Below are 25,191 nucleotides of genomic sequence, written 5' to 3' on the forward strand. Positions count from 1 at the left end.
TTGATTCATGCAGCAAATTGTAAATTTTCTAATAAAGCATAGAAATTTTCTATTATTTGCTTTTTTGCTGTTCTTATCTCTAGTTTTTACCATACAGTCACACTCGTATCACCGTAGTAAATTTGTGAATTCTGCTAATTTTCTAAGCGGCGGAATTTACGGTGGCCTTGATGATATTTATGAATATTTTGATTTAAAGATTCATAATAAGCAACTCGTAGAAGAAAATAACAGGCTGCGCTCAAGGCTTTATAATATTACAGATAAGAACGTACAAAATCTTGATACACTAGCATTTAATTCATTATACCGTTTTACTACAGCTAAAGTAATTAATAACAATTACAACTTAAAAGATAACTTTCTTACACTACGCGGTGGTTCAAAAAAAGGAATAAAACAAGATCTTGGTGTAATAACAAGTAAAGGACTGGTAGGTATTATTGATAGGGTATCAAATAAATATGCTACAGTTTTAAGCATCTTAAACAGCAATTCTCAAATTAACGCAAAACTAAAAAAGAGTAATCACTTTGGTATTTTAGTTTGGAAAGGAGGAGATCCCAATATTGTTGATCTTGTTGATGTACAATCAAAAGCACCGGTCGCTCTTGGCGATACTATTGTTACAGGAGGTAAATCAACCATATTTCCTGAGGGTATAGGAATAGGTACTATAGACAACTTTAAACTTGATCCCAGCGAGAATTTCTATACTATAAAAATCAAACTTTTTAATGACATGACTAACGTAGGCTATGTTTATGTTATTGAAAATCTTGATAGCGAAGAGATAAAAACTTTAGAACAACAGACCGTAGATGAGCAGTAGCATATTCACAAATATTCTGCGATTTGTATTACTAATACTTCTACAGGTTGCCATTTTTAATAACATTAATTTTTTGGGATATATTAATCCCTATCCATATGTCTTGTTCATCTTAATGTTTCCTATAGGTGACAATAGAGCTTTACTTATTTTCTTAAGCTTCCTACTAGGACTCACATTAGATATGTTTAGTAATAGTGGTGGTATGCACGCGGCATCATGTGTAACCATAGCTTATCTGAGGCCGTGGATTTTACAATCTATTTTTGGTGTAGCTTATGAGTATAATGCAATAAAAGTTACTAAAGCAGATTTTGGAGAACGCCTCCTGTACGTAAGTATTTTAGTTTTTACACATCATCTCATACTATTCTTTGTTGAAAGTTTTAACTTCTCAGACATAATCTATATACTTAAGAAAACGTTCTTCAGTGGTATATTTAGTGTACTGCTCTGTTTGATTTTCATAACCCTATTTAGCTTTAAGCGTAAATGAGAAAAATTTTACTTTTTTCAATTGTACTTATATCCGGTTTTTTGCTCACCGGAAGGCTATTCTATTTGCAAATATTAGATACATCCTACGCCAGTCTTTCAGAAAATAATGCCATAAAACGCTTTTTTGATTATCCGCAGCGAGGTCATATTTATGATCGAAGTGGCAATCTTTTAGTAAGCAACCAGCCTTCTTATGATGTTATGGTTATTCCTCGTGAGGTTAAACCATTTGATACGCTCGAGTTTTGCGGACTTTTAAAAATGGATAAGGAGATGCTTATAAACCGACTTAAAAAAGCCCGGGTTTATTCTCCACGATTACCATCTATTGTCATACCCCAACTTACTAAATCTGAATATGCTTACCTTCAGGAGAAGATGCGTAAATATGACGGCTTTTTTATTCAAAAGAGATCGTTAAGGGATTATCAAATAGATTACGGAGCAAATTTTTTAGGCTATATAGCCGAAGTTAATTACAAAGATATTGAAGACAACCCCTACTATCAATCTGGGGATTTAAAAGGAAGAACAGGCGTTGAAAAACAATATGAGGAAGTTCTACGTGGTGTAAAAGGAGTTAAATACATACAAAAAGATCGCTTTAATAGAGATATTGGCCCCTATAAAAATGGAAGCCTTGACACCTTACCATCACCGGGTAAGGATTTGACCCTTACAATAGATTCTGATCTTCAGCAATATGGTGAAGATTTAATGATCAATAAACGTGGCGGAATTGTAGCAATTGAGCCTTCTTCGGGAGAAATACTAGCACTTATCTCTGCTCCTAACTTTGATCCTGCACTACTCGTAGGAAGAGAACGCTCAAGAAATTTTACAAAATTATACTACGACTCTATAGCAAAACCTCTTTTTGATAGAGGCTTACAGGCACAATACCCCCCGGGATCTCCTTTTAAAACACTCAATGCACTAATTGCACTACAGGAAGATGTAGTAGATTCTGAAGAAGCATTCTCATGTCATGGCGGCTACTTTTACGGTTCTCACGGTAGAAAATTAGGGTGCCACCACCATCCTAGTCCGCTAAGTATGATACCAGGTATTGCAAATTCTTGTAACGCCTATTTTGCTAATGTGTACCGCAGGGTAATTGAAAAATACAACACTCCTCAAGAAGGCATGGATGTTTGGAAAAATCACCTGGAGAGTTTTGGTCTTGGCGGCTATATGGGTACAGATTTACCTACAGGTCAGCCTGGTTTTATTCCTGACAGTAAATATTATAATAAAGCTTACGATTACCCAAAATACAAATGGTTTAGCACAGCTACAATCTCAAACTCTATAGGACAGGGAGAAGTGAGTCTTACTCCTATTCAATTAGCAAATGTAACCGCAGCGATAGCAAATAGAGGCTGGTTCTACACACCTCATATTTTAAAAAGTATAGAACATCAAACTGAGTTAATACCTGAAGAATATAGAACTAAAAACGTTACCACTATAGATGCTTCAAATTTTGAACCGGTAGTTGAAGGTATGTTTGGTGCCTATAATTACGGCACAGCAGCAGGTATTAAAATACCCGGTATAGATATTTGTGGAAAAACCGGTACTGCTGAAAATTATACGCGTATAGACGGGCATAGAGCTCAATTGACAGATCACTCCATATTTGTGGCTTTTGCACCTAAAGACAATCCTAAAATTGCAATAGCCGTTTTTGTAGAAAATGGATATTGGGGTTCTCGATATGCAGGGAAAATTGCCAGTTTAATGATCGAAAAATACATTAAAGGTGAGGTCACACGTAAAGATATTGAAGAATACGTTCTATCAAATAGTCTTGAAGACGAGTATGCAAAACCACTTAGCGGAAAGCCGTTTCCCATTAACGACGGTAAAAAAATAAGTGGTGTTCCTAAAAAAGTAGAGCTTTAATGAATAGTTTTTCTAAAGCTTACGGTAATTTTGACTGGGTTATAATTGTTTTATTTCTAGCACTAGTTCTTATAGGATGGCTTAATATTTACTCAGCTTCCGTTGATCCTACGGGGGTTGCTGAATTTTTTAGCTTTGATAATTTATTTACAAGACAACTTCTTTTTATAGGCCTAAGTTTTCTCATTATAATTTTTATACTATCACTTGACGCTAAGTTTTTTGAGCGTTTTGCAAGTGTGATTTATGTCATATCTATTGTCTCATTATTGGGACTTTTCGTATTTGGTAAAAATATTTCCGGAGCTACAAGTTGGTATTCTTTTGGAAGTTTTGGTATACAACCCAGTGAATTTGCCAAAGCAGCAACAGCCCTTGCGCTGTCAAAATATTTAAGCGATATTCAAACCGATGTTAAATCATTTATGCATCAGTTACGTGCTTTTGTGATTATTGCCCTGCCAGCAATTTGTATTGTACCTCAACCCGATCCTGGTAGTGCTCTGGTTTATGCTGCCTTTTTCTTTCCGCTTTACAGAGAGGGTTTATCTGGTGTTTATTTAATTATTGGCTCGGTTACCATAGCCTTATTTGTACTCACATTGGCATTTGGCCCCTTGTGGGTGGTTCTGGGAATTGTTTTAATAGCCCTTGCATTGCTATTTAAGAATCGTAAAAAGCGTTTTGGAAAACGCCTGTTTTATATTCTCCCTATCGTATCAATTCTTTTTGTTTTTTCGGTAAACTATATATTTCAAAATGTTTTTGAGCAGCGCCACAGAGACCGTTTTAATGTGGTTTTAGGTAAAGATGTAGATATGAAAAGCATAGGATATAACACCTATCAATCTGAAATTGCAATTGGTAATGGAGGCCTAACCGGAAAAGGTTTTTTAAAAGGAACTCAAACTAAAGGTGACTTTGTTCCCGAACAGCATACAGACTACATTTTTAGCACCGTAGGCGAAGAATGGGGGTTTTTAGGAAGTACCTTGGTTATTGCCTTATTTGTGGGCTTAATGTTACGAATTATCGTTTTGGCAGAACGGCAAAAGAGTCAGTTTAGCCGTATTTATGGATACAGTATCGCCGGCATATTATTTATTCATTTTATAATAAATATAGGAATGGTTACCGGGGTTTTTCCTACCGTGGGTATACCGTTACCCTTCTTTAGTTATGGAGGTTCGGGACTTTGGGGATTCACGATTTTACTATTTATTTTCGTTAAACTCGATTCAGATAGAATAAATCAGTGGTAGTTAAAAGTTTAAAATTGCCAGTCACTGAGATTAGTTTTTTGTTCCATCGCTTTTTCGATTGAGTCGTCTAACTTCGGAAAGAAATCAATTCCTGTACTAGCTTCTAAAGCATCAAGTGTAATTACAAATTCGTTTAAATTTTTTGTGCTTTCGCTATGCGGAATTAAGAAGGCTATACACGTATACCCGGAATCAGTTTTACGCAATATCACTTTATAAAATGCTTTAGGAACATAAACGTGCTCACTACCTATTGTTTCTAGGGGATTATCTAAAACTCCGGCTGTAACCACTGTAAGAGAATCAAATTTACTCGCCCAGTCGCGCACTTGATTCTCTAAACGATTCCAGATGCCACTATTAAAATCATGCAATTGCGGGCTAATATTACTCGTCAAAAAAGTTTCATTATACGCCTGAGTACTAAATTTACGATCCCCTGCAGGACATAAATGTCCTCTGTCATAACCACTATTTTTATAATTACGCCAGTTTGCAGCTCCAGTACTTACGGCAGGATCTACATCAAAATATGGTCTTGACTGGTCTTCTCCATGCAGCTGATCTTTAGTAAGTGTATAAGCAACCCAGGCAGCCTGCTCTGCTTCCTCATTATAACTTAGACTATAATATGTATGATGCACTATAGTCTTAGCTACGGCCTCTGGTAAGAAGTAGTTCAAATTAGTCTCTTTAACAACTCTGCTGGCATCTACAACTTCTATTTTATCTTGCTTCTCTATGTATTTTTCACCTACATAAATAGCAGCAATAGCGAACATCATTAAAAAAGGATAGGTATATTTTCTACTCATAACTTATTAATTAACGCCTTTTACATCTAGCGCATCACGTAAAGCATTACCCATTAGCATAAATGCCATAACTAAACTCATGATGGCAAGGCCCGGTATTATAGCAAGATAAGCCTTACCTAAAATAATATAAGAATAGTGATCTTTTATCATTGCTCCCCAACTCGGGATGGGTGGCTGTGCTCCTATACCCAAAAAACTTAGACCGCTTTCAATTAAAATAGCTCCTGCAAAATTTGCAGCACTTATTACAATAACCGGAGCAAGAATGTTAGGTAATATATGTTTAAAAAGAATACGCATATTTTTATATCCTAAAGCTCTGGCTGCGGTAACATATTGCGCTTCTTTGACACTCAAAACCTGCCCTCTTACCACTCGAGCTACCTCAACCCACATGGTAAGACCTACAGCTATAAAAACCTGCCAAAAACCTTTACCAAGAGCTAATGTTATTGCAATAACAAGAAGTAAGGTGGGTATTGACCAGGTGACATTAATAATCCACATTATGAAAGCATCAAGTTTACCGCCATAGTAACCACCTATTGCCCCCAAAAAAACACCAATTATCAAGGAGATCAAGACGGCAACAAAACCTATACTAAACGAGATACGTGTTCCTATAAGCATTCTGCTTAAAAGATCTCTCCCGTATTTATCTGTACCCAATAAAAATGTTTTTTCGCTAATAAACTGATCTTCAAAATCAATTTGATTTAAAGCTTGTAGATTGAAATCTGATAATGGAATAGCTTTTGTCAATTCGGTGACACCATCTTCTGTATAAGGTACATACTCTACTTCGGTGTCCAAAATTTTATAACTAAAAATCGGAATTTCTGTATCTGTGTTAGACTTGCCATTAAAAGCTTTTTCTAAAAAACCCTCTTTATTATTACTAGACCCCGGAACAGTTAACATGGTAACCGTAAAACCGGGCTTTTTAGAATGAATCGAAAGATGCATTTGATTTGCATTCTGAGTATCATCTGGAGCCAATAGATAAGCAAATACAGCAACTAAACCGCAAACGACGATATATATTAAACTCAAAACGCCCCAGAAATTTTTTAAAAATTTCCGGAGCGCTAATTGAGATAAAGAACTTGAATGATCTGCCATAGGTTAATCCCTAACGTCAGCCAGTTTGCTTCTTCTAATATTATTTACTTTTAAATCTTCAAGAACATTAATAGCTTCTTCCATATAAACGTCTTTGGCTAATTCTGCATGCCAGCGCTCTCTTTTTTGAGCAAGCGTAGTATCTGATTTGAATAATTGAGTTTCGTAAGGCAATGATTTAAAAGTAAGATTTGAATTATAATCTCGCAAACCATCGAAACGCTTAGCTTCAGCTACATTAATCTCCATTTTAGACTTATAAGCATCAAAATTAAGTGGCCAGATTGAATCATCTTGTTTACTCTTAATCCATTTAGCATTCTCTTCTACAAGTTTTAAATACTCATTTTGAGCCATTCTTTTTTTACTGCTATTTATCGTTTGATCATAATCTATATAACCATCCCAAACTTTATAATCTGCAGCTGCAATTTTATCCCACGGTAACGGATTCTCAAGATCTTTCTCTCCTATATCAATATAGCTATATTTATCTGGGACAACAACATCACTCTTCACTCCTTCAAGTTGTGTTGAACCTCCATTTATACGATAGAATTTCTGGGTGGTTATTTTTAAGGCACCCATATCTCCTAAATCATTTTGACGTAACCAGCGGTTAAGGTCATATACATTTTGTACGGTTCCCTTACCATAAGTTTGCTTACTCCCTAAAATAACTGCTCTCTTATAATCCTGCATTGCTGCAGCAAGAATCTCACTTGCAGAAGCAGAAATCTCATTTACCAAAATAACTAAAGGCTTATCCCATATAATTTCAGGATCTTTATCCTGTAAAATCTCGCTTTCTGCACCATTAGATTTTACCTGTACTACTGGTCCTTCTTTTATAAATAAACCGGCGATATCAACAACTGTAGAAAGTGAACCACCACCATTATTACGTAAATCTATTACTAGACCATCTGCACCTTCTTCGTTAAGCCTAATAATTTCTTTTTTTACATCTGTAGCTGCATTACGCTCCTCTGCATTTTGCATATCAAAGTAGAACTTAGGTAAATTGATTACCCCATATGTGCGATCATTTTTCTCTACCGTAGTAGATTTTGCATAGGTTTCCTCAAGTTCTACAACATCACGTGTGATTGCTATATTTTTTATTGTCCCGTCTTTCTTCTTTACATTTAAAGTAACAACGGTTCCCTTTGGACCTTTAATAAGCTCTACCGCATCATCGAGACGCATCCCAACAACACTGGTAGCAACCTCTTCTTTTTCTTGCTTAACTTTTAAAATAATATCACCTTCCTCAAGCTCTTCACCTCTCCAGGCAGGACCTCCCGAAATAACTTCAGTAATACTTATTTCGTTACTTTTTTTCTGAAGACGAGCACCTATTCCCTGAAACTGACCACTCATCTGCATATCAAAACGGTCTTTATCTACAGGAGCGAAGTATGCTGTATGAGGGTCAAATTCTTCAACAATAGAATTTATATATACCGAAAAATAATCTTCGCGATCAAAATCATCTGTAAATTCAAAATATTCTATATATGATTTTTTTGTACTCTCTCGAGATTCTTTTTCAAGCTCTACGTTACTAAGTGCTTTGTATCCTGACGAGTCCTTTTCTTTCTTAGCTTCTTCTTCAATACGGTCGTAATACACACCTATCGTACTAAATTTTAATTGGCTTCTCCAACGGTCTTTAAGCTCTTTCCTATTTTTAGCATACTCCAGATTCTCGTAGTCTGTATCTATAGTTTCATTTTCTGTATAGTCAAAAGGCTTATCGAGAATATCTACATAAATCTCTTTAGATTCTTCCATACGTTGTCTTAAACGCGTGTAGGCTAAATCAAAAAATGTAATATCTTCTTTACGTATCTGGTCATCTATCTCAAATTTATAGACCTCAAACTCTTTAATGTCACTTTGTAAAAAATAACGTTTTAATGGGTCAAGTGCCGTTACAAAGTCTTTAAAAACTTGTTCTGAAAATTCATCATTAAATTCTTTAGCATCGTAATGTCCTTTTTCCAAAACATATGAAATCAAACTAATGAGAACTTTATCTTTTCCCGGATCTTCATTATTTGTTGTAAAACTGCAAGACGCAGCTCCCAACAATAATGCTAAAACCAGAACTTTCACATTTTTTATCATAATTCGTTGCATTTTCTTCTTTTTACTAGCAAGCTACATTAAAAACCGTGCCACGACCCTAAGTTTACGCTAATAATTTGTTAAACGTTAAGCCGTGTAATGGCTCGGTAATTTAGTATTTTAGCACTAGAAAGCAAAACTTATATGGCTCAGCAAAAACCGTTAATTTTAATCACTAATGACGATGGCATCACCGCCCCCGGCATTCGCAAACTAATTAGCATCATGCAAGAAATAGGTGATGTTGTTGTCGTAGCTCCTGACAGTCCGCAAAGCGGAATGGGTCACGCTATAACTGTAAATGACACTATTTATTGTGATCCTGTAAAGGAATTTCAAGATGAAAACCATAAAGAATACAGTTGCTCTGGTACTCCTGCAGACTGTGTTAAGATTGCCGTACAGGAAATCATGCACCGTAAACCAGACATTTGTGTAAGTGGTATTAATCACGGTTCAAATTCTTCGATAAATGTCATCTATTCTGGTACAATGAGTGCCGCAGTAGAGGCCGGTGTAGAAGGGATTCCTGCAATTGGCTTTTCATTACTTGATTATTCTATAGATGCAGATTTTTCACATTGTGATACCTTTGTAAAAAGCATAACCTTACAAGTCCTCAAAAACGGATTGCCAAAAGGTGTTGTGCTCAATGTAAATATCCCAAAACTAAAAGCCAGTGAAATTTGCGGAATAAAGGTAGGGAGACAAGCAAAAGCACAATGGAAAGAGAAATTTGATAAACGTACAAATCCTATGGGTCGCGATTATTACTGGCTTAGTGGCGAGTTTGTAAATGAAGATAAAGGAAACGATACAGACGAGTGGGCTTTAGCAAATGGTTACGTTTCGGTGGTACCGGTGCAGTTTGACCTTACAGCACACGATTTTGTAGCAACTTTAAATAAATGGAGTTTTACTTCTTAAGTTTTCCGACAGGCATAATTAATTAAACAAAATTCCGTGAAATATTATATAATAGCCGGTGAAGCTAGTGGTGATTTGCACGCTGCAAACCTTATGAAGTCTCTTTTAGCTGAAGACCCTAATGCTGATTTTAGATTTTGGGGTGGTGATTTAATGCAAAAAGTAGGCGGCACTCTGGTTAAGCATTACCGGGATTTAGCATTTATGGGTTTTTTGGAGGTTATTATGAACCTGCGTACCATTACTAAGAATCTTGCATTTTGCAAAAAAGATATCGCCAGTTACCATCCGGATGTGATCATCTATGTTGACTATCCCGGTTTTAATCTTCGCATTGCAGAATGGGCTCGTGTAAAAGGTTATAAAAATCATTATTACATCTCACCTCAAATCTGGGCCTGGAAAGAAAACAGAATAAAAGCTATTAAAAGAGATGTTGATGCGATGTACGTTATACTCCCTTTTGAAAAAGAATTCTATGAGGAAAAGCACGATTTTCCGGTTCACTTTGTAGGACACCCCCTTATTGATGAGATAAGTAGCCGCAATCCTATTTCACCACAAGACTTTAGAGCGCAACATAATCTTGATGAAAGACCTATAATCGCACTTTTACCGGGAAGCCGAAAGCAGGAAATTCAGAAAATGCTCGAGATTATGCTTAGTATAACTCCAGATTTTAAAGAGTACCAGTTTGTAATAGGCGGCGCGCCCAGTCAGGATTTAGCGTTTTATGAACCCTTTTTACAGAAAAACCGGGTTCATCTTTTAATGAATCAAACTTATAATTTACTCGACGTTTCTTACGCAGCACTGGTAACTTCAGGAACTGCAACTTTAGAAACCGCTCTCTTTAAAGTTCCGGAGGTGGTTTGTTACAAAGGAGGTAAAATTTCTTACGAAATTGCGAAGCGGGTTATTAAACTCAATTACATATCTTTAGTTAATTTAATTATGAATAAAGAAGTAGTAAAAGAGCTCATTCAATCTGAGTTCAATACTAAAACTTTAAAAACGGCGTTGACCTCTATCTTGCAGGACGAAAACCGCAACACTCTTTTCAATTCTTATTATGAATTAGAGAAGAATTTAGGCGGAAGAGGAGCCAGCGACAAGACAGCCAAATTAATTTTTAACAGTATTTCTTAAGCTTTATGATCAGAGTCTTTTTTACCCTATTGTTAAGTCTAGCAGTGATCAGCTGCGGAAGCAGCCACAAAAGTATTGCTACGACTACAAAACCTACAAAAAAAACACGTTACGTACAGCAGGATACAAAACCTATAATAAGTAAACCGGCAACTAAACGAGACTTTATTTACCTCTCTGAAATTGAAGTAGCAGACGAAAACAGATTACGCTACAACATCATAAACAATGCACGACAATTTGAGGGTACGCCTTATAAATATGGAGGGACTTCAGAAAAAGGGATGGACTGCAGCGGTCTTATTTACACAGCATTTTTACAGGAATCTGTAGCAATACCCAGAGTAAGCCGTTTTATGGCCGAAGAAGGTGAACGCGTTGCAGCAGATAATGTAACACCCGGAGACTTACTCTTTTTTGTTACTGGTCGTAAAAGTAAACATATAAACCACGTAGGTCTTGTGGTTGATGTTTTACCGGGGCAAGTTTTATTTATACACTCCTCTACTTCACAAGGCGTAATTGTATCTTCTCTTAATGAAGGTTACTGGAATAACGCTTTTAAAGAAGCCCGAAAATATATGTAACTAATTGATTTTTTGAGTAGTATTGTAATTAATTCCTCCTTTACTCAGGAATTGATTAATCTGTGAAAGGTATAAATACTACTATACTTATACTTCTTGCCGGTCTTTTAACCGGCATTTTGTGTGAGTCTTATCTTTCAATATCTCATAAGGCACTATTATTATTCCTTGCTGGTATACTAATTCTCTTTACCACTGTACATTTTATTCTAAAACTAAAAAGAGCACAGCATCCTATTACAGGTGTTTTAGCATTTTTACTTTTTATATGTCTGGGGGTTACGGTCACTCAATTTAATGATCCGCTCAAAAAGACTAATCACTATACTCAGGTATCTTCAGCAAATAGTTCTCAGAATTTAATTTTTACTATTGTTGAAGAACTTAAGCCAGGCTTTTATGACGGCAAATATATAGCACGCCTAAATCAGACAGATTCCATTTTTACCACGGGGTTTGTACTTTTAAATATTAAAAAAGATAGTACAGCACAACGATCAAAATTAAAAGTTGATGATAGAATCTATGTAAATCAAAAGCTAGAAAAACTTACTCCAGCACGCAATCCGTTTCAATTTGATTATGCCGCTTATCTAAATAGGAAACATATTTATGCACAAATTACCACAACGTCTAAAGAACTGATATACCTCAAAAAACAGGAAATAACATTAAAAGGTTATGCTGCTAATAGCCGATCTTATCTGCAGCAGAAAATAAATAACTATTCATTTAATAAAGATTCTAGAGCTGTACTCAATGCGCTACTTTTAGGGCAGCGTCAAGAACTTTCAAGCGATTTACAAGAGAGTTACAGTAATGTGGGCGTAATACATATTCTCGCAGTTTCAGGATTGCACGTGGGCATTCTCATGCTGCTTGTTCAGTTTTTACTGAAACCATTAGGTAATTACAAAACAAGCCGGATTTTACGCTGTATTTTAGTAATCGCTATCATTTGGACATTTGCTCTATTTACAGGCTCATCGCCTTCTGTATTGCGCGCAGCAACTATGTTTAGCTTTATACAACTAGGCTCACTACTCGGCCAGCGGCAAGCTTCATTAAATGCAATAATTATATCTGCATTTCTATTAATTCTAATAAACCCCGGACTCATTTATGAAGTGGGTTTTCAACTAAGTTATACCGCAGTATTTTTTATCATTTGGTTGTATCCTAAATTTGAAAAGTTATGGCAACCCAAAAATAAAATTTTAAAATACTACTGGCAGCTTATTGTAGTAAGCATTGCTGCGCAAATAGGCGTATTACCTCTAAGTCTGTATTATTTCCATCAGTTTCCGGGATTATTTCTGGTGGCTAATATGATTATTCTACCCGTACTAGGTGTTCTCCTAATTTTCGGTATTGTAATACTTATTCTAGCTGGTTTGAACATGCTCCCTGCCCCTGTTGCTTCGGCGTATGATTTCTTGCTGACTCTGTTGAATACGGTAATACGCTACCTTGCTCAATTTGACTCATTCCTAATCACAAATATTTATTTTTCAATAACACTGGTGTTTATAGGGTATGCAATTATTTTTTCCTTCGGAAACCTTATAAATAAGATTAATTATAAACGTATTTGTATATTTCTAATAACACTTATAGCGCTTCCTACAGGCCTTCTAGTTTTAAGAAAACAACAATCAAACTCTTCGCTCTACATACTGCATCAATACAATACGAGTCTTTTAGCAAAACAAGATTCTAATAAAAAACTTCTATTTTATTTACCTGAAGACAAAAAAATGTCAGAATCTATTATCAAAAATTTTAAGGAAAATCAATTTATAAATAGTGTTCAAAGTAGACCTCTCAACAACTTCTATCTGGTAAACTCTAAGAAAATTCTACGCATAGATAGTCTTGGAATCTATGACATTCCCGGTTTAAAACCAGATTTAATCATTTTAAGTCAATCTCCCAGAATTAATCTTGACCGATTGATACATCAATTTCCTGAAGTTAAAATAATTGCAGACGGCAGTAATTACAAAAATTATGTGATGCGTTGGGAAGCTACGTGTAGAAAAAAGAAAATCCCATTTCACAATACGTATGATATGGGATTTTATAAAATAGAATAAACGCATTTTAGCCTTTAAACTTACTTTCAAAATTAGACTGGTATTCTTGCCATGCTTCAGCAGTTGTGATGCGTTTATAAGCATCAGTCTTAATCATTTTTAAAAATATCTCTAATTGCTGCGGTGTTTTATAACCAGGAAGTGGTTGAATTAAATTTCCTTTTTCATCAAAAAAGACTACACTGGGATAAGCGTTTATTTTTAAGGCATGAGCAAATAAATGTTGACTGTTACGCCCTTTTCTATTAGGATCGTAATTGGGATTTGTATAAGTAAAATCCTGATATTTTATAGACTCTGTACCTTCGGCATTAAATTTTACTGCATAATAATTTGCATTTACATATGCTGCTACATCTTTGTTCTGAAACGTGTTCTGATCTAATAATTTACACGGTCCACACCAGTCTGTGTAAACATCCATAAAAATTTTACGAGGTTCATTTTTCTGAGCTTTAAGTGCTTCATTAAAAGACATCCATTTAATTGCTTTTTGAGCAGTCATAGCTGATGAACTCAAAACTATAAGAAATGCAGCTATTAGTAATTTTTGCATAATATTATTTTAAAAGAGAATTTCAAAAAGCAGACCGTTTTAGTGAATTCCGTGCATTAATTTTTTCAATAAAGGGTGTAAGAGTATAATAAGTACACCCGCCCCACCCGGAATAAAGAAAAATAATAAGAAGAATGTAGATAGCGAGTACTCTGCCGTAATTTGATCTATCATCCCGCCACTGCTTCCTGCAAGTTTATTGCCTATCGCAATTGCAAGATACCACACTCCATACATCATCGCAATCATTCTTCCGGGAACCAGCTTACTCACATAAGATAATCCTACCGGCGATAGACAAAGCTCTCCCATAGTATGAAAAAAATAGGCCAGTACAAGCCATATAATGCTAACTGCTGCAATTTTTGCACCTTGTGGAATATCACTTGCACCATAAGCTAACGCAGCAAAACCAACTCCTAATAAGATAAGACCTATGCCATATTTAACCGCAACACTTGGGTTGTATTTGCTCTCCCATAATTTTGAAAAAAGCGGTGCGAATATTATTATAAAAAGTGAATTTAAAACGCTAAACCATGAAGCTGGTACTTCTGGTGCTTCAGCAGTATATTGCTCATAAAGCATTGTAATTACTAACGCCCATATAATGACAAAACTTCCTCCAAGTATAAGATTTGCAAGTTTATATTTTCCGAAGGTTTGTTTAAAAAGCATCCATAAAACCCATGTTATTACACACAATGGGACTATTGTGATTAGCGTATTTGCAATTCTGAATATAGTACCCGCACTGCCTTCTAAAACGCGATCTGTATAATCATTAGCAAAAATGGTCATCGATCCTCCAGCCTGCTCAAAAGCTGCCCAGAAAAATATAGTGAAAAAGGCAAATATTGAAACGGCAATCATACGATCACGTACTAGAGGTGCATATCTAGTGATTCTGGAAACCAATAATATTAAAAATATGACCAGTGCAAATAAGATCATAAAGTTGCTTCCGGAAAGTGGTCCTACTTCAAAATCAAAAACATTAGTACCTCCTATTTTAGACATTGGGTCGTTAATAATCCATACCAAACCTATAATTGCACTTATTGCGATAAATACTTTATCAATAGTCGAAAACGGATTTAATTTTATGGAAGCATCAAAACTTACCTCATCCTCGTTTGTTTTCACAGGCTTCTTACCTACTTCACCAAAAATGTTCTGTGCAAAATAAAACTGAAGCATACCGGCAAACATAAAAACACCGGCAAGACCAAAGCCCCAATGCCACCCCCATTGTTCACCAGTATAACCGCATAATAAAATACCTAGAAACGCTCCGGCATTTACACCCATATAATAAATGGTATAAGCACCATCTTTTTTATGCTCGTGGTTCTCATACATCTGAGAGATAATAGAAGTCATCGTAGGCTTAAAAAAGCCGTTACCCACTACTAAGAAAAATAAACCCAGATATAAAGCAAAATGTGTATCTACCGCCATTGCGGCGTGACCCAGGGTCATTAGCAAAGCACCAATAACAACCGCTCTTCTGTAACCAATGATTTTATCTGCTATATAACCTCCTAAAATAGGAGTTAGATAAACTAATGACGTGTAGGTACCATACAATGCCAGTGCGTGCTCCCGAGGCCAGGCCCATCCCTCGTCAAAAAGAGAAGCTGTTAAAAACAACACTAAAAGTGCGCGCATTCCGTAATAGGAAAAACGCTCCCACATTTCAGTAAAGAATAAAACAAATAATCCGGCGGGATGACCCAACACCGGATTTTTGAAAAATTGTTCTGTAGATGATGTAGCCATCCTAATCTAAATCTAATTAATTATTGATTTTAGGATCTGCAAGTTCATAATCTTCTTGCTCTAAAATCTCGCGCTCATTGTCTTCTGCACCGTGCGTAAGTCTCTTTAATGGTATTAAAGCTAAAATAAATACAATTCCTATTGCACTTGTAAATATTAAAATACCCAGGAATACCGAGTATTCACCAAATTCACTTGCTGATTCTCCAATAAGACCTGCAACTTTATTACCAAGACCTGTGGCTGCAAAATACACACCCATAAGCAGTGACGCATATTTAACCGGTGCGAGTTTTGTAATAAAAGAAAGCGTTACCGGCGAGATACATAGTTCTCCTATAGTATGAAACAGGTATGCAAAAACTAACCAAAGCATACTTGAAGTTCCAGATTTCTCAAATTCCATAACAGCAAATACCATAAATAAGAAGCCAAAGCCCATTATAATAATACCCATTGCCATTTTTAAAATTGAGCTAGCTTCTTTTCCTTTAAGCTTTCGCTTAGCCCAATAGTTAGCTACTATCGTTGCAAAAATGATGATGAAACCGGCATTTAAACTTTGAAACATTACAGTGGGCACTTCCCAGCCAAATAACATTCGGTCTGTTTTAGAATCTGTATATAAATTCATTAATCCACCGGCTTGCTCAAATGCGCCCCAGAAGATTATGGTCATAATAAAAGAAAGTAATAAGACCATAAAACGATCTTTAAAAATACGTGATGGAAGATCTTTATAGATCATCATCATTAAAGCGGCTATTGCTGTTATAAATAAAAATAAAAGACCAAATCCCCAGTCCATAAAATACCAGCCTACAATTGAAAAAATTATTAAAACACCTGTAACTGCAAGTTGCATTGGAGATCTAAATAGTTCTCCATAAAGTTTTCCGTAGGAAATCTCGTCCTCTTTACTTTCAGCTTTTAATAAACTTCCTACGTTTTTTAAATATTTTTGGCCATATAAATACACAATTAACCCTAGAACCATGGCAATACCTGCAAGACCAAACCCTGCATGCCAGCCATATTCAGCTACTACAAAGCCTATGATTAAAGTTGCAATTAGTGAACCTGTATTAATACCTATATAAAAAATACTAAATCCTTTATCTCTTCTAATATCTCCTTCTCTGTAAAGGCCACCTACCATTGTAGAGATATTAGGTTTTAATAATCCTACTCCAGCAATTACAAGACCCAGACCGGTATAAAAAGCCCAGACATCTGTAAGCACTAAAACGCCGTGACCTATACATAAAATTATAGCACCTAAAAGAACGGCCTTTTTCTGACCTATTAATTTATCTGCGATCATACCTCCCGGTATTGATGCTACATAAACTAACATGGTGTACCAGCCGTATAATGCCAACGCTTCTTGATCTGTCCACCCCAATCCTGTTCCTCTAGCATCTGTTCCCTGAATAGTTGAAGCAGTCATATAAAGTACCAATAATGCACGCATCCCGTAATAGGAAAAACGCTCCCACATTTCTGTGAAAAATAAAATGTATAGTCCTACCGGATGTCCAAACAATTCTTTTTGTTTGGTAAATTGTGCTGATTGTGCCATTAGGTTGTTTTATAAATTTTCTTTAATAAAATTGGTCATCTTTGTATACAGGTGTAAACGTGTATTCCCACCATAAATACCGTGATTCTTATCGGGATAGATTGCCCAGTCAAACTGCTTATTTGCCTGTACTAATGCTTCAATTAAACGCATTGTATTTTGTACATGTACATTATCATCTGCACTACCGTGTACCAATAAAAACTTACCCTTTAACTTATCTACGTGAGATAATGGTGAATTGGTATCATAACCACCAGCGTTTTCCTGAGGCGTTGTCATATAACGTTCTGTGTAGATAGAATCGTAAAATCTCCAGCTGGTAACCGGCGCTACAGCAATTGCCATTTTAAACGTGTCTGCTCCTTGAAAGATACAATTAGAAGCCATAAAGCCGCCATAACTCCATCCCCAGATTCCTATACGATCTGCATCAACATAATCGCGTTTACCCAGTGCCTTTGCAGCAGCAATCTGATCTTCTACCTCATATTTACCCAATTCGTTTTGCGTCATTTTCTTAAAATCTCTTCCTTTAAGACCAGTACCACGAGGATCTACACACACTACAATATAACCTTCCTGAGCCAGCATTTGAAACCAGTAACCATTACCACCATCCCAACTGTTTGCAACACTTTGAGAACCGGGACCGGAATATTGCGTCATAAAAACAGGATATTTTTTAGATGCATCAAAATCTTTCGGTTTAATCATATATGCATTAAGCTCCTCACCATTAATAGGAAGTGTGAAAAATTCTTTTTCAGAAATCACATAGTCAGAGAATTGATCTTTAAGCTCTTGATTGTCTTTTATCTTACGTATTAGCTTTCCGTCATTTGCATTGTGTAATGTAAATACATATGGAGTTGAAGCATCTGAAAAACTATTTATATAGTACGTGAAGTTTGTACTAAAATCTGCAGAATTAGTACCTGCTTTAGCTGAAAGTGCTTTTTTATCCTTTCCATTTATTTTTACAGAATATACACCACGATTTATAGAACCGTTTTCTGAACTTTGGTAAAAAACACGTTTACTTTTAGCATCGTAACCATAATAGCTGGTTACTTCCCAATTACCTTTTGTAACCTGATTCTTTAATTTTCCGTTTTTGTCATAGTGATAAATGTGATTCCAGCCATCTTTTTCACTGGTCCATAAAAAGTCATTATTATCTAAAAAAGTAAGGTTATCTGTTACATCAACATAAGCATCATCCTTATCTGAAAGTATGAGTTTTGCCTTACCTGAAGTTCCGTCTACAAAAAGAAGATTAAGATCATTTTGCTTGCGGCTTGTTGTTTGCACTGCCAGAACGTTAGCATCTGGTGTCCACTCTAGTCTGGGAATATAATAATTTTGAAAACCGCTTAAGTCAACAGCTTTAGTTTCGGTGGTAGCCAAATCATAAATATGAAGACTTACCACAGCATTGTTTTCTCCTGCCTTAGGATATTTAAAGGTATCTTTTGAAGGATATAATTCACTCCCAAAGACATCCATACTAAATTCAGGAACTTCGGTCTCATCAAAACGAATGAAAGCAATTTTAGTTCCATCGGCATTCCAGTCAAAAGCTCTTACAAAAGAAAATTCTTCTTCATAAACCCAGTCTGTAATACCATTAATAATTTTATTCTTTACACCGTCTGTAGTTAACTGTGTAGTTGCTCCTGTAGCAATATCTTTTACATATAAATTATTATTGAGGCCATAAGCCACTTTAGAAGCATCTGGTGAGAACGTAGGTTCTTGTATAGGTTGATCTGAAACCTGTGTAAGTTTTTTTGAAACCAAATCATATACGTAATAAACACCTAGACTTGAACGACGGTATATAGAACGAAGGTTTGTGCTTAGCAAAACTTTAGTTTCATCAGCACTCAAGGTATAGCCTATAAAATAATCTAAGCCTTCAATCTCACTTGAGTTTATAATTGTATTTACCTTTTCACCGGTTTCATAACTGTAAACATCAAGTGTTTTAATACCAGATTTTCGGTCTGTATTTAAAACCGCATATTCTTTACCATTTTGCATAGGATGCAACCTATCAAGGTATTGCATTCTAAAAGTGCCATTATATATTTCTTCAACGCTAATATTTTTCTGTTGTGCCTGAGTTGCTACGGTAGCAATTAATACAAACAGAAATAGTACTTTTTTTATATTCATAGTGGAATTTAACTTAAAAATAGACCGCCAATTTTACTAAAAATTAATCAAAAAACCCTGCTTATCGTTGTTAAATACGCAGTCTTTTAGCTAAATACGCGAGTATCATTATAATAACCTCAAGTATTTAATCTTCCTTTACTCCTAAATGAGTTACTCTTAAAATATAACAAAGCTTATAAAAGGCTTATACATGAGCCAAAATAGTATCTTTACGCTTCAATATTTTTACCTGATTATGCCTCAAACAATACAAGGATTTTCCCGCTTAAGTAAAGAAGAAAAAATAAACTGGCTTGCAGATAATTTTTTAACAGATTCACCTAATGCGGTTTCTACGCTTAAACAATATTGGAATTCTGATACCAAGTTGCAGCAATTGCACGATGAATTTATAGAAAACACCATTTCAAATTACTATTTGCCATTAGGCGTTGCTCCTAATTTTGTTATTAATAACAAAACCTTTGCAATACCTATGGCGATTGAAGAAAGTTCTGTTGTTGCCGCAGCAAGTAAAGCTGCAAAATTCTGGATGTCTCGAGGTGGTTTTAAAGCTGAAATATTAGGTACACAAAAAATAGGACAGGTTCACTTCACCTACGCAGGTGACAATCTAATATTAAATGAGTTTTTTGATGATATAGAAGCTACATTATTAGCAGACCTCAAAGAACTTACCGCCTCTATGGAAAATCGTGGCGGTGGCATTACCGGTATTGATCTCGTTAATAAAACAGAATATTTAGAAAACTATTATCAACTGCATGTAACATTTGAAACCCTGGACGCCATGGGGGCAAATTTTATAAATTCGTGTCTTGAGCAACTTGCAGAAAGCTGGCAACGGGAGTTTAATAACCATTTAGCTTTTACCGAAAGTAACGCAGAAATGGTTGTAATTATGAGCATTCTTTCTAATTATGTACCGGGATGTGTTGTACGCGCTGAAGTATGTTGTGCGGTGAGCGAACTTACAGAAGCAAACGGTATAGATCCTGAAGTTTTTGCATCAAAATTTGTACAGGCAATACGTATCGCAGAGGTAGAAACCTACCGCGCAGTTACTCACAATAAGGGAATTATGAATGGTATTGATGCTGTCGTTCTTGCTACCGGAAATGATTTTAGAGCAATTGAAGCCGGTGCTCATGCTTATGCAGCAAGAAATGGAAGCTACTCAAGTCTTACCCACGCTACGGTTGAAAATGGAATATTTAGATTTTGGATAGAAATACCTCTGGCATTAGGAACTGTAGGTGGTCTTACAAAATTACACCCGTTAGTAAAACTGAATCTTGAAATGCTGGGCAACCCTAGCGCACCGCAACTTATGGAAATCATCGCAGTGGCAGGTCTTGCTCAAAATTTTGGGGCGATTAAATCACTTACCACAACCGGAATTCAGAAAGGGCATATGAAAATGCACCTTATGAATATGTTGAATCAGTTTGAGGCTACAGATGCAGAAAAGGCACAGGCAATAAATCATTTTAAAACGCACAAAGTAACCCATAGTGCTGTTGATTCATTTATTAAAAATGCTCGAAACGAATAGCTTATGAAACTAACTTTTAGCCTGGTTTCTTTTATTTTACTAGTAAACCTGTGCACTGCTCAGGAACTTTCTGAAGATTTAAAAATCAAAATAAAGCAAGCACAGCAAGTCCATCAAATACCAGCAATTGCAGTTAGTTTAATTACACCAGATTCTATTTTTAGTTATGTAAATGGAAAAGCAAGGTTTTCGAAGAAAGAGCAAATTTCTATAAATGCTAAATTTCATTTAGGATCTAATACAAAGGCAATAACTTCTTTTATTGCTATGCGCCTAACTGAGCAAGGAGAAATAAGTTGGGGAACTCCTTTCTTCAAACTTTTTCCAGAACTAGAATCAACAAGTAGATCTGTTTATTCTGATATTACTTTAGGAGATCTATTATCGCATAATGCTCAAATACGCCCTTACACTAAAGGCTCTGAGCTCACAAAATTCAATATATTAAAAGGTTCAATTAGTGAAAACAGATATTCGTTTTCAAAAAGTGTTTTAACCGAAAAAGCTGTAAAAAAAGGCACCTACTCTAATGCTGGTTACGTATTAGCAGCTTTAATGCTAGAACGTGCTTCGGGTAAGACCTACCGGGAATTGGTAGATCAGACTATGCAGGAATTAGATTTAGAGTACTTCATAGGATTTCCCAATAAAGAAAACGCTGCGTATCCCTGGGGACATTGGGATCAAAAGGGAGTATTTGAAGCCCTCTCACCAGAGCACGATTATAAATTACCAGATTATATGTCTAGTGCCGGAGACATTAGCATGAATATACTCGATTACAGCAAATTTATACAGCTACATCTAAACGGGCTTTTAGGAACGAGTACTTATCTTAATGCAGATGATTATAATTGGTTACATTTTGGTCAAAGCCCCTATGCTTATGGCTGGGGAAATGTAATTAAGGATTCTGAAAAGATGAGTTTTCATGATGGCAGTGCAGGTACGTACTACAGCCATACTGTACTTTTACCAAATAAAAATATAGCAGTTGTAATACTTATGAATACAGCTTCTACCGAAGCTGTTGAGGCTATTTATAATCTTCAGCAGTTTATAACATCACAACCTCAAAAATCTAAGAAATAATATGAGTAAGCGATTTTACGGCCACGGAAAACTTCTCATAACTGGAGAATATCTTGTTTTAGATGGAGCTCTAGCACTGGCTATACCTACTCAAAAAGGACAAAGTCTGGTTGTAGAAGATTTAAATACCGAAGGAATAACCTGGGTAAGTCTTAAGTCTTCTGGTGAACTCTGGTTTACTACGCATCTAACCTATGAAGATTTAAATAAATCACTACCCGAACAACCCGCAGACCCTAAAGACCGTTTAATTCAACTACTTGCGGCAGCACGAAGTTTAAATCCGCAATTTTTAAGAGATGCTAAAAATATAAAAGTAACCACCACTTTAGAATTTGAAAGTAATTGGGGACTAGGCTCTTCGTCTACACTTATTTATACACTCGCAGAATGGGCAGAAGTAGATGCATATGCCTTACTAAATCTAACATTTGGTGGCAGCGGCTACGACATTGCCTGCGCAAGTAATCACACTCCAATTCTGTACCAACTCAAAGAACAAAAACCCCGCGTATTACAAACACAGTTTAATCCACCATTTAGAGATCAATTATATTTTATACATCTCAATAAAAAACAAAACAGCAGAGACGCAATATCAAATTATAGAAAACAACCTAAAGAAAGCCTGGAGAGCGCGATTAACAAGGTTTCCGGAATAAGCGAAACATTGCTCATCTGTGAAGAATTACTCAGTTTTAGGGCGCTTATAGACGCTCACGAGCGCATTATTGCTTCAGTACTAAATACCCAAACTATAAAGCAGCAATTATTTGCAGATTACCCCGGAAGCATTAAAAGTCTGGGAGGCTGGGGCGGTGATTTTATTCTTGTAACTGCAAATCAGGAAGATCTTGACTACTTTAGAAATAAAGAATACCACACAATAATTTCTTACAGTGATATGGCATATTAGAAGCTAAATTTTATACAAAAAAAAGAGCCGTTTTAAAAACGGCTCTTTTTTTTGTACTCTATGTTACTGATTAATAAAAATCAGCTCGTTTATCTTCAATTTTAGCTGCGTCTTTTAATGCTTGTAGAACAGTAAAATTCACATTAGCCCTATCTGCATTATCTTTTTGTATCGCAAAACTCGCATAATTATCAAGCTTACGAGCAGGAGTAACATTTACTACCTTCACTACATAAACACCTTTATCTCCTGCAATAGGATTTGAGACACTACCTTTATCAAGACCAAAAGCAATACCCATAACTTTAGGCTCTGTACCTGCTCCTGCTAAAGTAGGATTTTTAAGATTTACTCCATTTGAAGTTTGAACGCTTACATTATTTGCAGAAGCAATTGCATTAAGATCTTTACCAGTAATTTTTTTCTTAATTAGTTCAGCTTTCTTCTCATTACGAATTATTGGAGTTACTCGCGGAGAAGCTTGATCTACCGGCATTAATCCTTTTTCTGTTTTAGCTGTAAGCTGTACTACCAGGTAACCTCCTTCTACATTAAAACGCTGCACGTCTCCTGTTTTAGTTTCTTCATTAAACGCCCAACGAATAATCTCGCGTTGACTACCCTGTCCTGGTAATGTCTCATCTAACGCTTTAATGCTATTTACAGGTCTTACCGTATAGTTGTCAGCTTTAGCTGCATCTTCAAATGAATTTTTATCGTCTGAAACAGCCATTTGAAATTTTGTAGTAGCATTAAAAACTTCATTGATTGTCTCTTGAGATGGCTCTATTTCTTTTGCAACTGTTGCTAATTTAATAGCGCGTTGCTTATTTTTCTGATCATCTATCTTGATAACGTGATAACCATATTGAGATTCTACAACTCCTACTTCTCCTGTATTGCCATTAAATATAAAGTCATTAAAAGGCTTAACATATCTTCCTTTAGTAGCGTAACCTAAATCACCACCTTTTTCTTTACTGCCGTCTGCAGAAAATTCAGGAGCTAATTCTGCAAGCTTAGATGGCGTTGCTTTTATTACTGAAGCAAGACTATCTGCTAAATTCTTAGCTTCTGCCTTAGATCGTGTTTGGCTTGCAGCATTTGCAAGGCCTTCATAGGTAAGAAGTATGTGAGACGCTTTTACAGAATCAGGTATTTGACTTACACCCACTACTTTTGAAATTTTGTAATACCCATTGTCTTTGTAAGGACCATAAACAGAACCTTCATTTAGACCAAAAAGAGTATCTCCTACAGAACCAGGCAATTCGTTTTTAAATAAATAAGCATCTGAATATCGTAAATCTGAGTATTCATTTACAAATTCTTCAGGATTTGTAGTTGCTGCCAGGCCATTAACGGTATCATTTGTTTTTGTGGCAGCCGTATATTCTACACGCTTATTTAAAAGCGAAGCAACGCTTGCTTTTAAAGCTTCCTCATCAGATAGCGAAGGCGCTTCAGAAAACATTACATAACGAAGATTTCTGGTAGCTTCAGATTTAAATTCAGATTTGTGATCTTCAAGATAAGCAGCAATATCTTCTTTAGAAACTGTTACCTGATCGTCTGCAATAGAAGTATAAGGAACCTGAACATATTCTAAATCTCTAAGATTATTTTCTAACTCGTAAGCCATTTGACCTTCTTTAAAGCTTGTATTTAAACCAGCTTTAATAAGGCTAAAATATATTTGTTGTTGTTCGTTATTTGCTAATTGCTTTTCATAATCTACCCACTGTGCATACATTGTAGGATTTGTAGATTTTAAAGTCGCTACATATTCACGTAACTTTTGCTCACTAAAAACACCGTCATTTTGAAAGTTAGGATCGTTTTGCAATGCCTCTTTCAACAAATTATTTATACGATCTTGCTCTACAGTAATACCTAAATCTTCATACTGCTCATCAAGTAAAATACGACGCACTTCTTGCTCCCAAGCAGCATTTACTGCCTGTGTTGTAGTAATGCCCGCCCCGTAACGCGCAGTCTGGCTTTCAACCAGCCCAGCAAATTCCTGCTGTTCTATATCCTCATCATTTACAGAACCTAGAATACGTTGTGATTTTTGAGTAGAAAAACCACCGTTTTTTAGCACATCTGCCAGTACAAATGCAAATAAAGCCAGAGCTATAATTGCAATTAAGAATACCGAGCGTTGTCTAATCTTGTTTAAAACTGCCATT

At 35.8% G+C, this 25,191-nt stretch carries 19 protein-coding genes; 11 read left to right on the top strand and 8 right to left on the bottom strand.

The window, feature by feature from the left end; translation table 11 throughout:
* Positions 1-7 precede the first annotated feature (7 nt).
* The 4 genes from mreC to rodA are packed head-to-tail and all read left to right on the top strand — an operon-like array spanning position 8 to position 4,500.
* Positions 8-832 carry a rod shape-determining protein MreC gene (gene mreC / locus P164_RS11005; protein WP_028376439.1) on the top strand — a complete coding sequence of 275 codons (825 nt, stop codon included), beginning with the start codon at positions 8-10 and terminating at the stop codon, positions 830-832.
* A complete protein-coding gene (locus P164_RS11010) occupies positions 822-1,328 on the top strand; it encodes a hypothetical protein (protein ID WP_028376440.1) in 507 nt (168 codons plus the stop codon). Before mreC ends, P164_RS11010 begins: the two co-directional genes overlap by 11 nt.
* Positions 1,325-3,238: a penicillin-binding protein 2 gene (gene mrdA / locus P164_RS11015; protein ID WP_028376441.1), complete on the top strand. Its 1,914-nt coding sequence runs from the start codon at positions 1,325-1,327 to the stop codon at positions 3,236-3,238. Before P164_RS11010 ends, mrdA begins: the two co-directional genes overlap by 4 nt.
* A complete protein-coding gene (rodA, locus tag P164_RS11020; protein ID WP_028376442.1) occupies positions 3,238-4,500 on the top strand; it encodes a rod shape-determining protein RodA in 1,263 nt (420 codons plus the stop codon). The genes mrdA and rodA overlap by 1 nt, the downstream gene beginning before the upstream one ends.
* A gap of 8 nt (positions 4,501-4,508) precedes the next feature.
* On the opposite strand, the gene P164_RS11025 is transcribed toward rodA, so the two are convergent.
* Genes P164_RS11025 through P164_RS11035 form a run of 3 tightly spaced genes read right to left on the bottom strand, consistent with a single transcriptional unit; the run spans position 4,509 to position 8,585 of the window.
* On the bottom strand, positions 4,509-5,315 hold the full coding sequence (locus tag P164_RS11025) for a DNA/RNA non-specific endonuclease (RefSeq protein WP_028376443.1): 807 nt from the start codon (positions 5,313-5,315) through the stop codon (positions 4,509-4,511).
* 6 nt (positions 5,316-5,321) lie between these two features.
* Positions 5,322-6,440, bottom strand: a complete 1,119-nt coding sequence (locus P164_RS11030) for an ABC transporter permease (protein ID WP_028376444.1) — start codon at positions 6,438-6,440, stop codon at positions 5,322-5,324.
* A 3-nt stretch (positions 6,441-6,443) separates the two neighbouring features.
* Positions 6,444-8,585, bottom strand: a complete 2,142-nt coding sequence (locus tag P164_RS11035) for a carboxy terminal-processing peptidase (RefSeq protein WP_410503386.1) — start codon at positions 8,583-8,585, stop codon at positions 6,444-6,446.
* A gap of 132 nt (positions 8,586-8,717) precedes the next feature.
* On the opposite strand from P164_RS11035, the gene surE reads away from it, so the two are divergent.
* The 4 genes from surE (at position 8,718) to P164_RS11055 (ending at position 13,332) form a co-directional block, all read left to right on the top strand.
* Entirely contained in the window at positions 8,718-9,500 is a 783-nt protein-coding gene (gene surE / locus P164_RS11040; protein ID WP_028376446.1) for a 5'/3'-nucleotidase SurE, read from the top strand.
* Between the two features lie 36 nt (positions 9,501-9,536).
* On the top strand, positions 9,537-10,649 hold the full coding sequence (gene lpxB, locus P164_RS11045) for a lipid-A-disaccharide synthase (RefSeq protein WP_028376447.1): 1,113 nt from the start codon (positions 9,537-9,539) through the stop codon (positions 10,647-10,649).
* A 5-nt stretch (positions 10,650-10,654) separates the two neighbouring features.
* Positions 10,655-11,236 (top strand): C40 family peptidase, encoded by a 582-nt coding sequence (locus P164_RS11050; protein ID WP_028376448.1) that lies wholly within the window; start codon positions 10,655-10,657, stop codon positions 11,234-11,236.
* 62 nt (positions 11,237-11,298) lie between these two features.
* Entirely contained in the window at positions 11,299-13,332 is a 2,034-nt protein-coding gene (locus tag P164_RS11055; protein WP_051621336.1) for a ComEC/Rec2 family competence protein, read from the top strand.
* 7 nt (positions 13,333-13,339) lie between these two features.
* On the opposite strand, the gene P164_RS11060 is transcribed toward P164_RS11055, so the two are convergent.
* Genes P164_RS11060 through P164_RS11075 form a run of 4 tightly spaced genes read right to left on the bottom strand, consistent with a single transcriptional unit; the run spans position 13,340 to position 19,433 of the window.
* Positions 13,340-13,888, bottom strand: coding sequence for a thioredoxin family protein (locus P164_RS11060; RefSeq protein ID WP_028376449.1), 549 nt, complete (start codon positions 13,886-13,888; stop codon positions 13,340-13,342).
* Between the two features lie 39 nt (positions 13,889-13,927).
* Positions 13,928-15,670, bottom strand: a complete 1,743-nt coding sequence (locus tag P164_RS11065) for a peptide MFS transporter (RefSeq protein WP_028376450.1) — start codon at positions 15,668-15,670, stop codon at positions 13,928-13,930.
* Between the two features lie 16 nt (positions 15,671-15,686).
* A complete protein-coding gene (locus P164_RS11070; RefSeq protein WP_028376451.1) occupies positions 15,687-17,252 on the bottom strand; it encodes a peptide MFS transporter in 1,566 nt (521 codons plus the stop codon).
* A 9-nt stretch (positions 17,253-17,261) separates the two neighbouring features.
* Complete coding sequence (locus P164_RS11075; RefSeq protein ID WP_028376452.1) at positions 17,262-19,433, bottom strand: S9 family peptidase; 2,172 nt, start codon at positions 19,431-19,433, stop codon at positions 17,262-17,264.
* 238 nt (positions 19,434-19,671) lie between these two features.
* Here P164_RS11075 and P164_RS11080 point away from each other — a divergent pair, with 238 nt between their 5' ends.
* Genes P164_RS11080 through P164_RS11090 form a run of 3 tightly spaced genes read left to right on the top strand, consistent with a single transcriptional unit; the run spans position 19,672 to position 22,999 of the window.
* On the top strand, positions 19,672-20,991 hold the full coding sequence (locus P164_RS11080) for a hydroxymethylglutaryl-CoA reductase, degradative (protein WP_028376453.1): 1,320 nt from the start codon (positions 19,672-19,674) through the stop codon (positions 20,989-20,991).
* Between the two features lie 3 nt (positions 20,992-20,994).
* Positions 20,995-22,083 carry a serine hydrolase domain-containing protein gene (locus P164_RS11085; protein ID WP_051621337.1) on the top strand — a complete coding sequence of 363 codons (1,089 nt, stop codon included), beginning with the start codon at positions 20,995-20,997 and terminating at the stop codon, positions 22,081-22,083.
* A gap of 1 nt (position 22,084) precedes the next feature.
* Positions 22,085-22,999: a GYDIA family GHMP kinase gene (locus P164_RS11090; RefSeq protein WP_028376454.1), complete on the top strand. Its 915-nt coding sequence runs from the start codon at positions 22,085-22,087 to the stop codon at positions 22,997-22,999.
* A gap of 70 nt (positions 23,000-23,069) precedes the next feature.
* Here the strand turns inward: P164_RS11090 and P164_RS11095 are convergent, their stop codons facing one another.
* On the bottom strand, positions 23,070-25,190 hold the full coding sequence (locus P164_RS11095; RefSeq protein ID WP_028376455.1) for a peptidylprolyl isomerase: 2,121 nt from the start codon (positions 25,188-25,190) through the stop codon (positions 23,070-23,072).
* Position 25,191: the final 1 nt, after the last annotated feature.

Origin of the sequence: Leeuwenhoekiella sp. MAR_2009_132 (assembly GCF_000687915.1) — a bacterium.
Taxonomy (GTDB): domain Bacteria; phylum Bacteroidota; class Bacteroidia; order Flavobacteriales; family Flavobacteriaceae; genus Leeuwenhoekiella.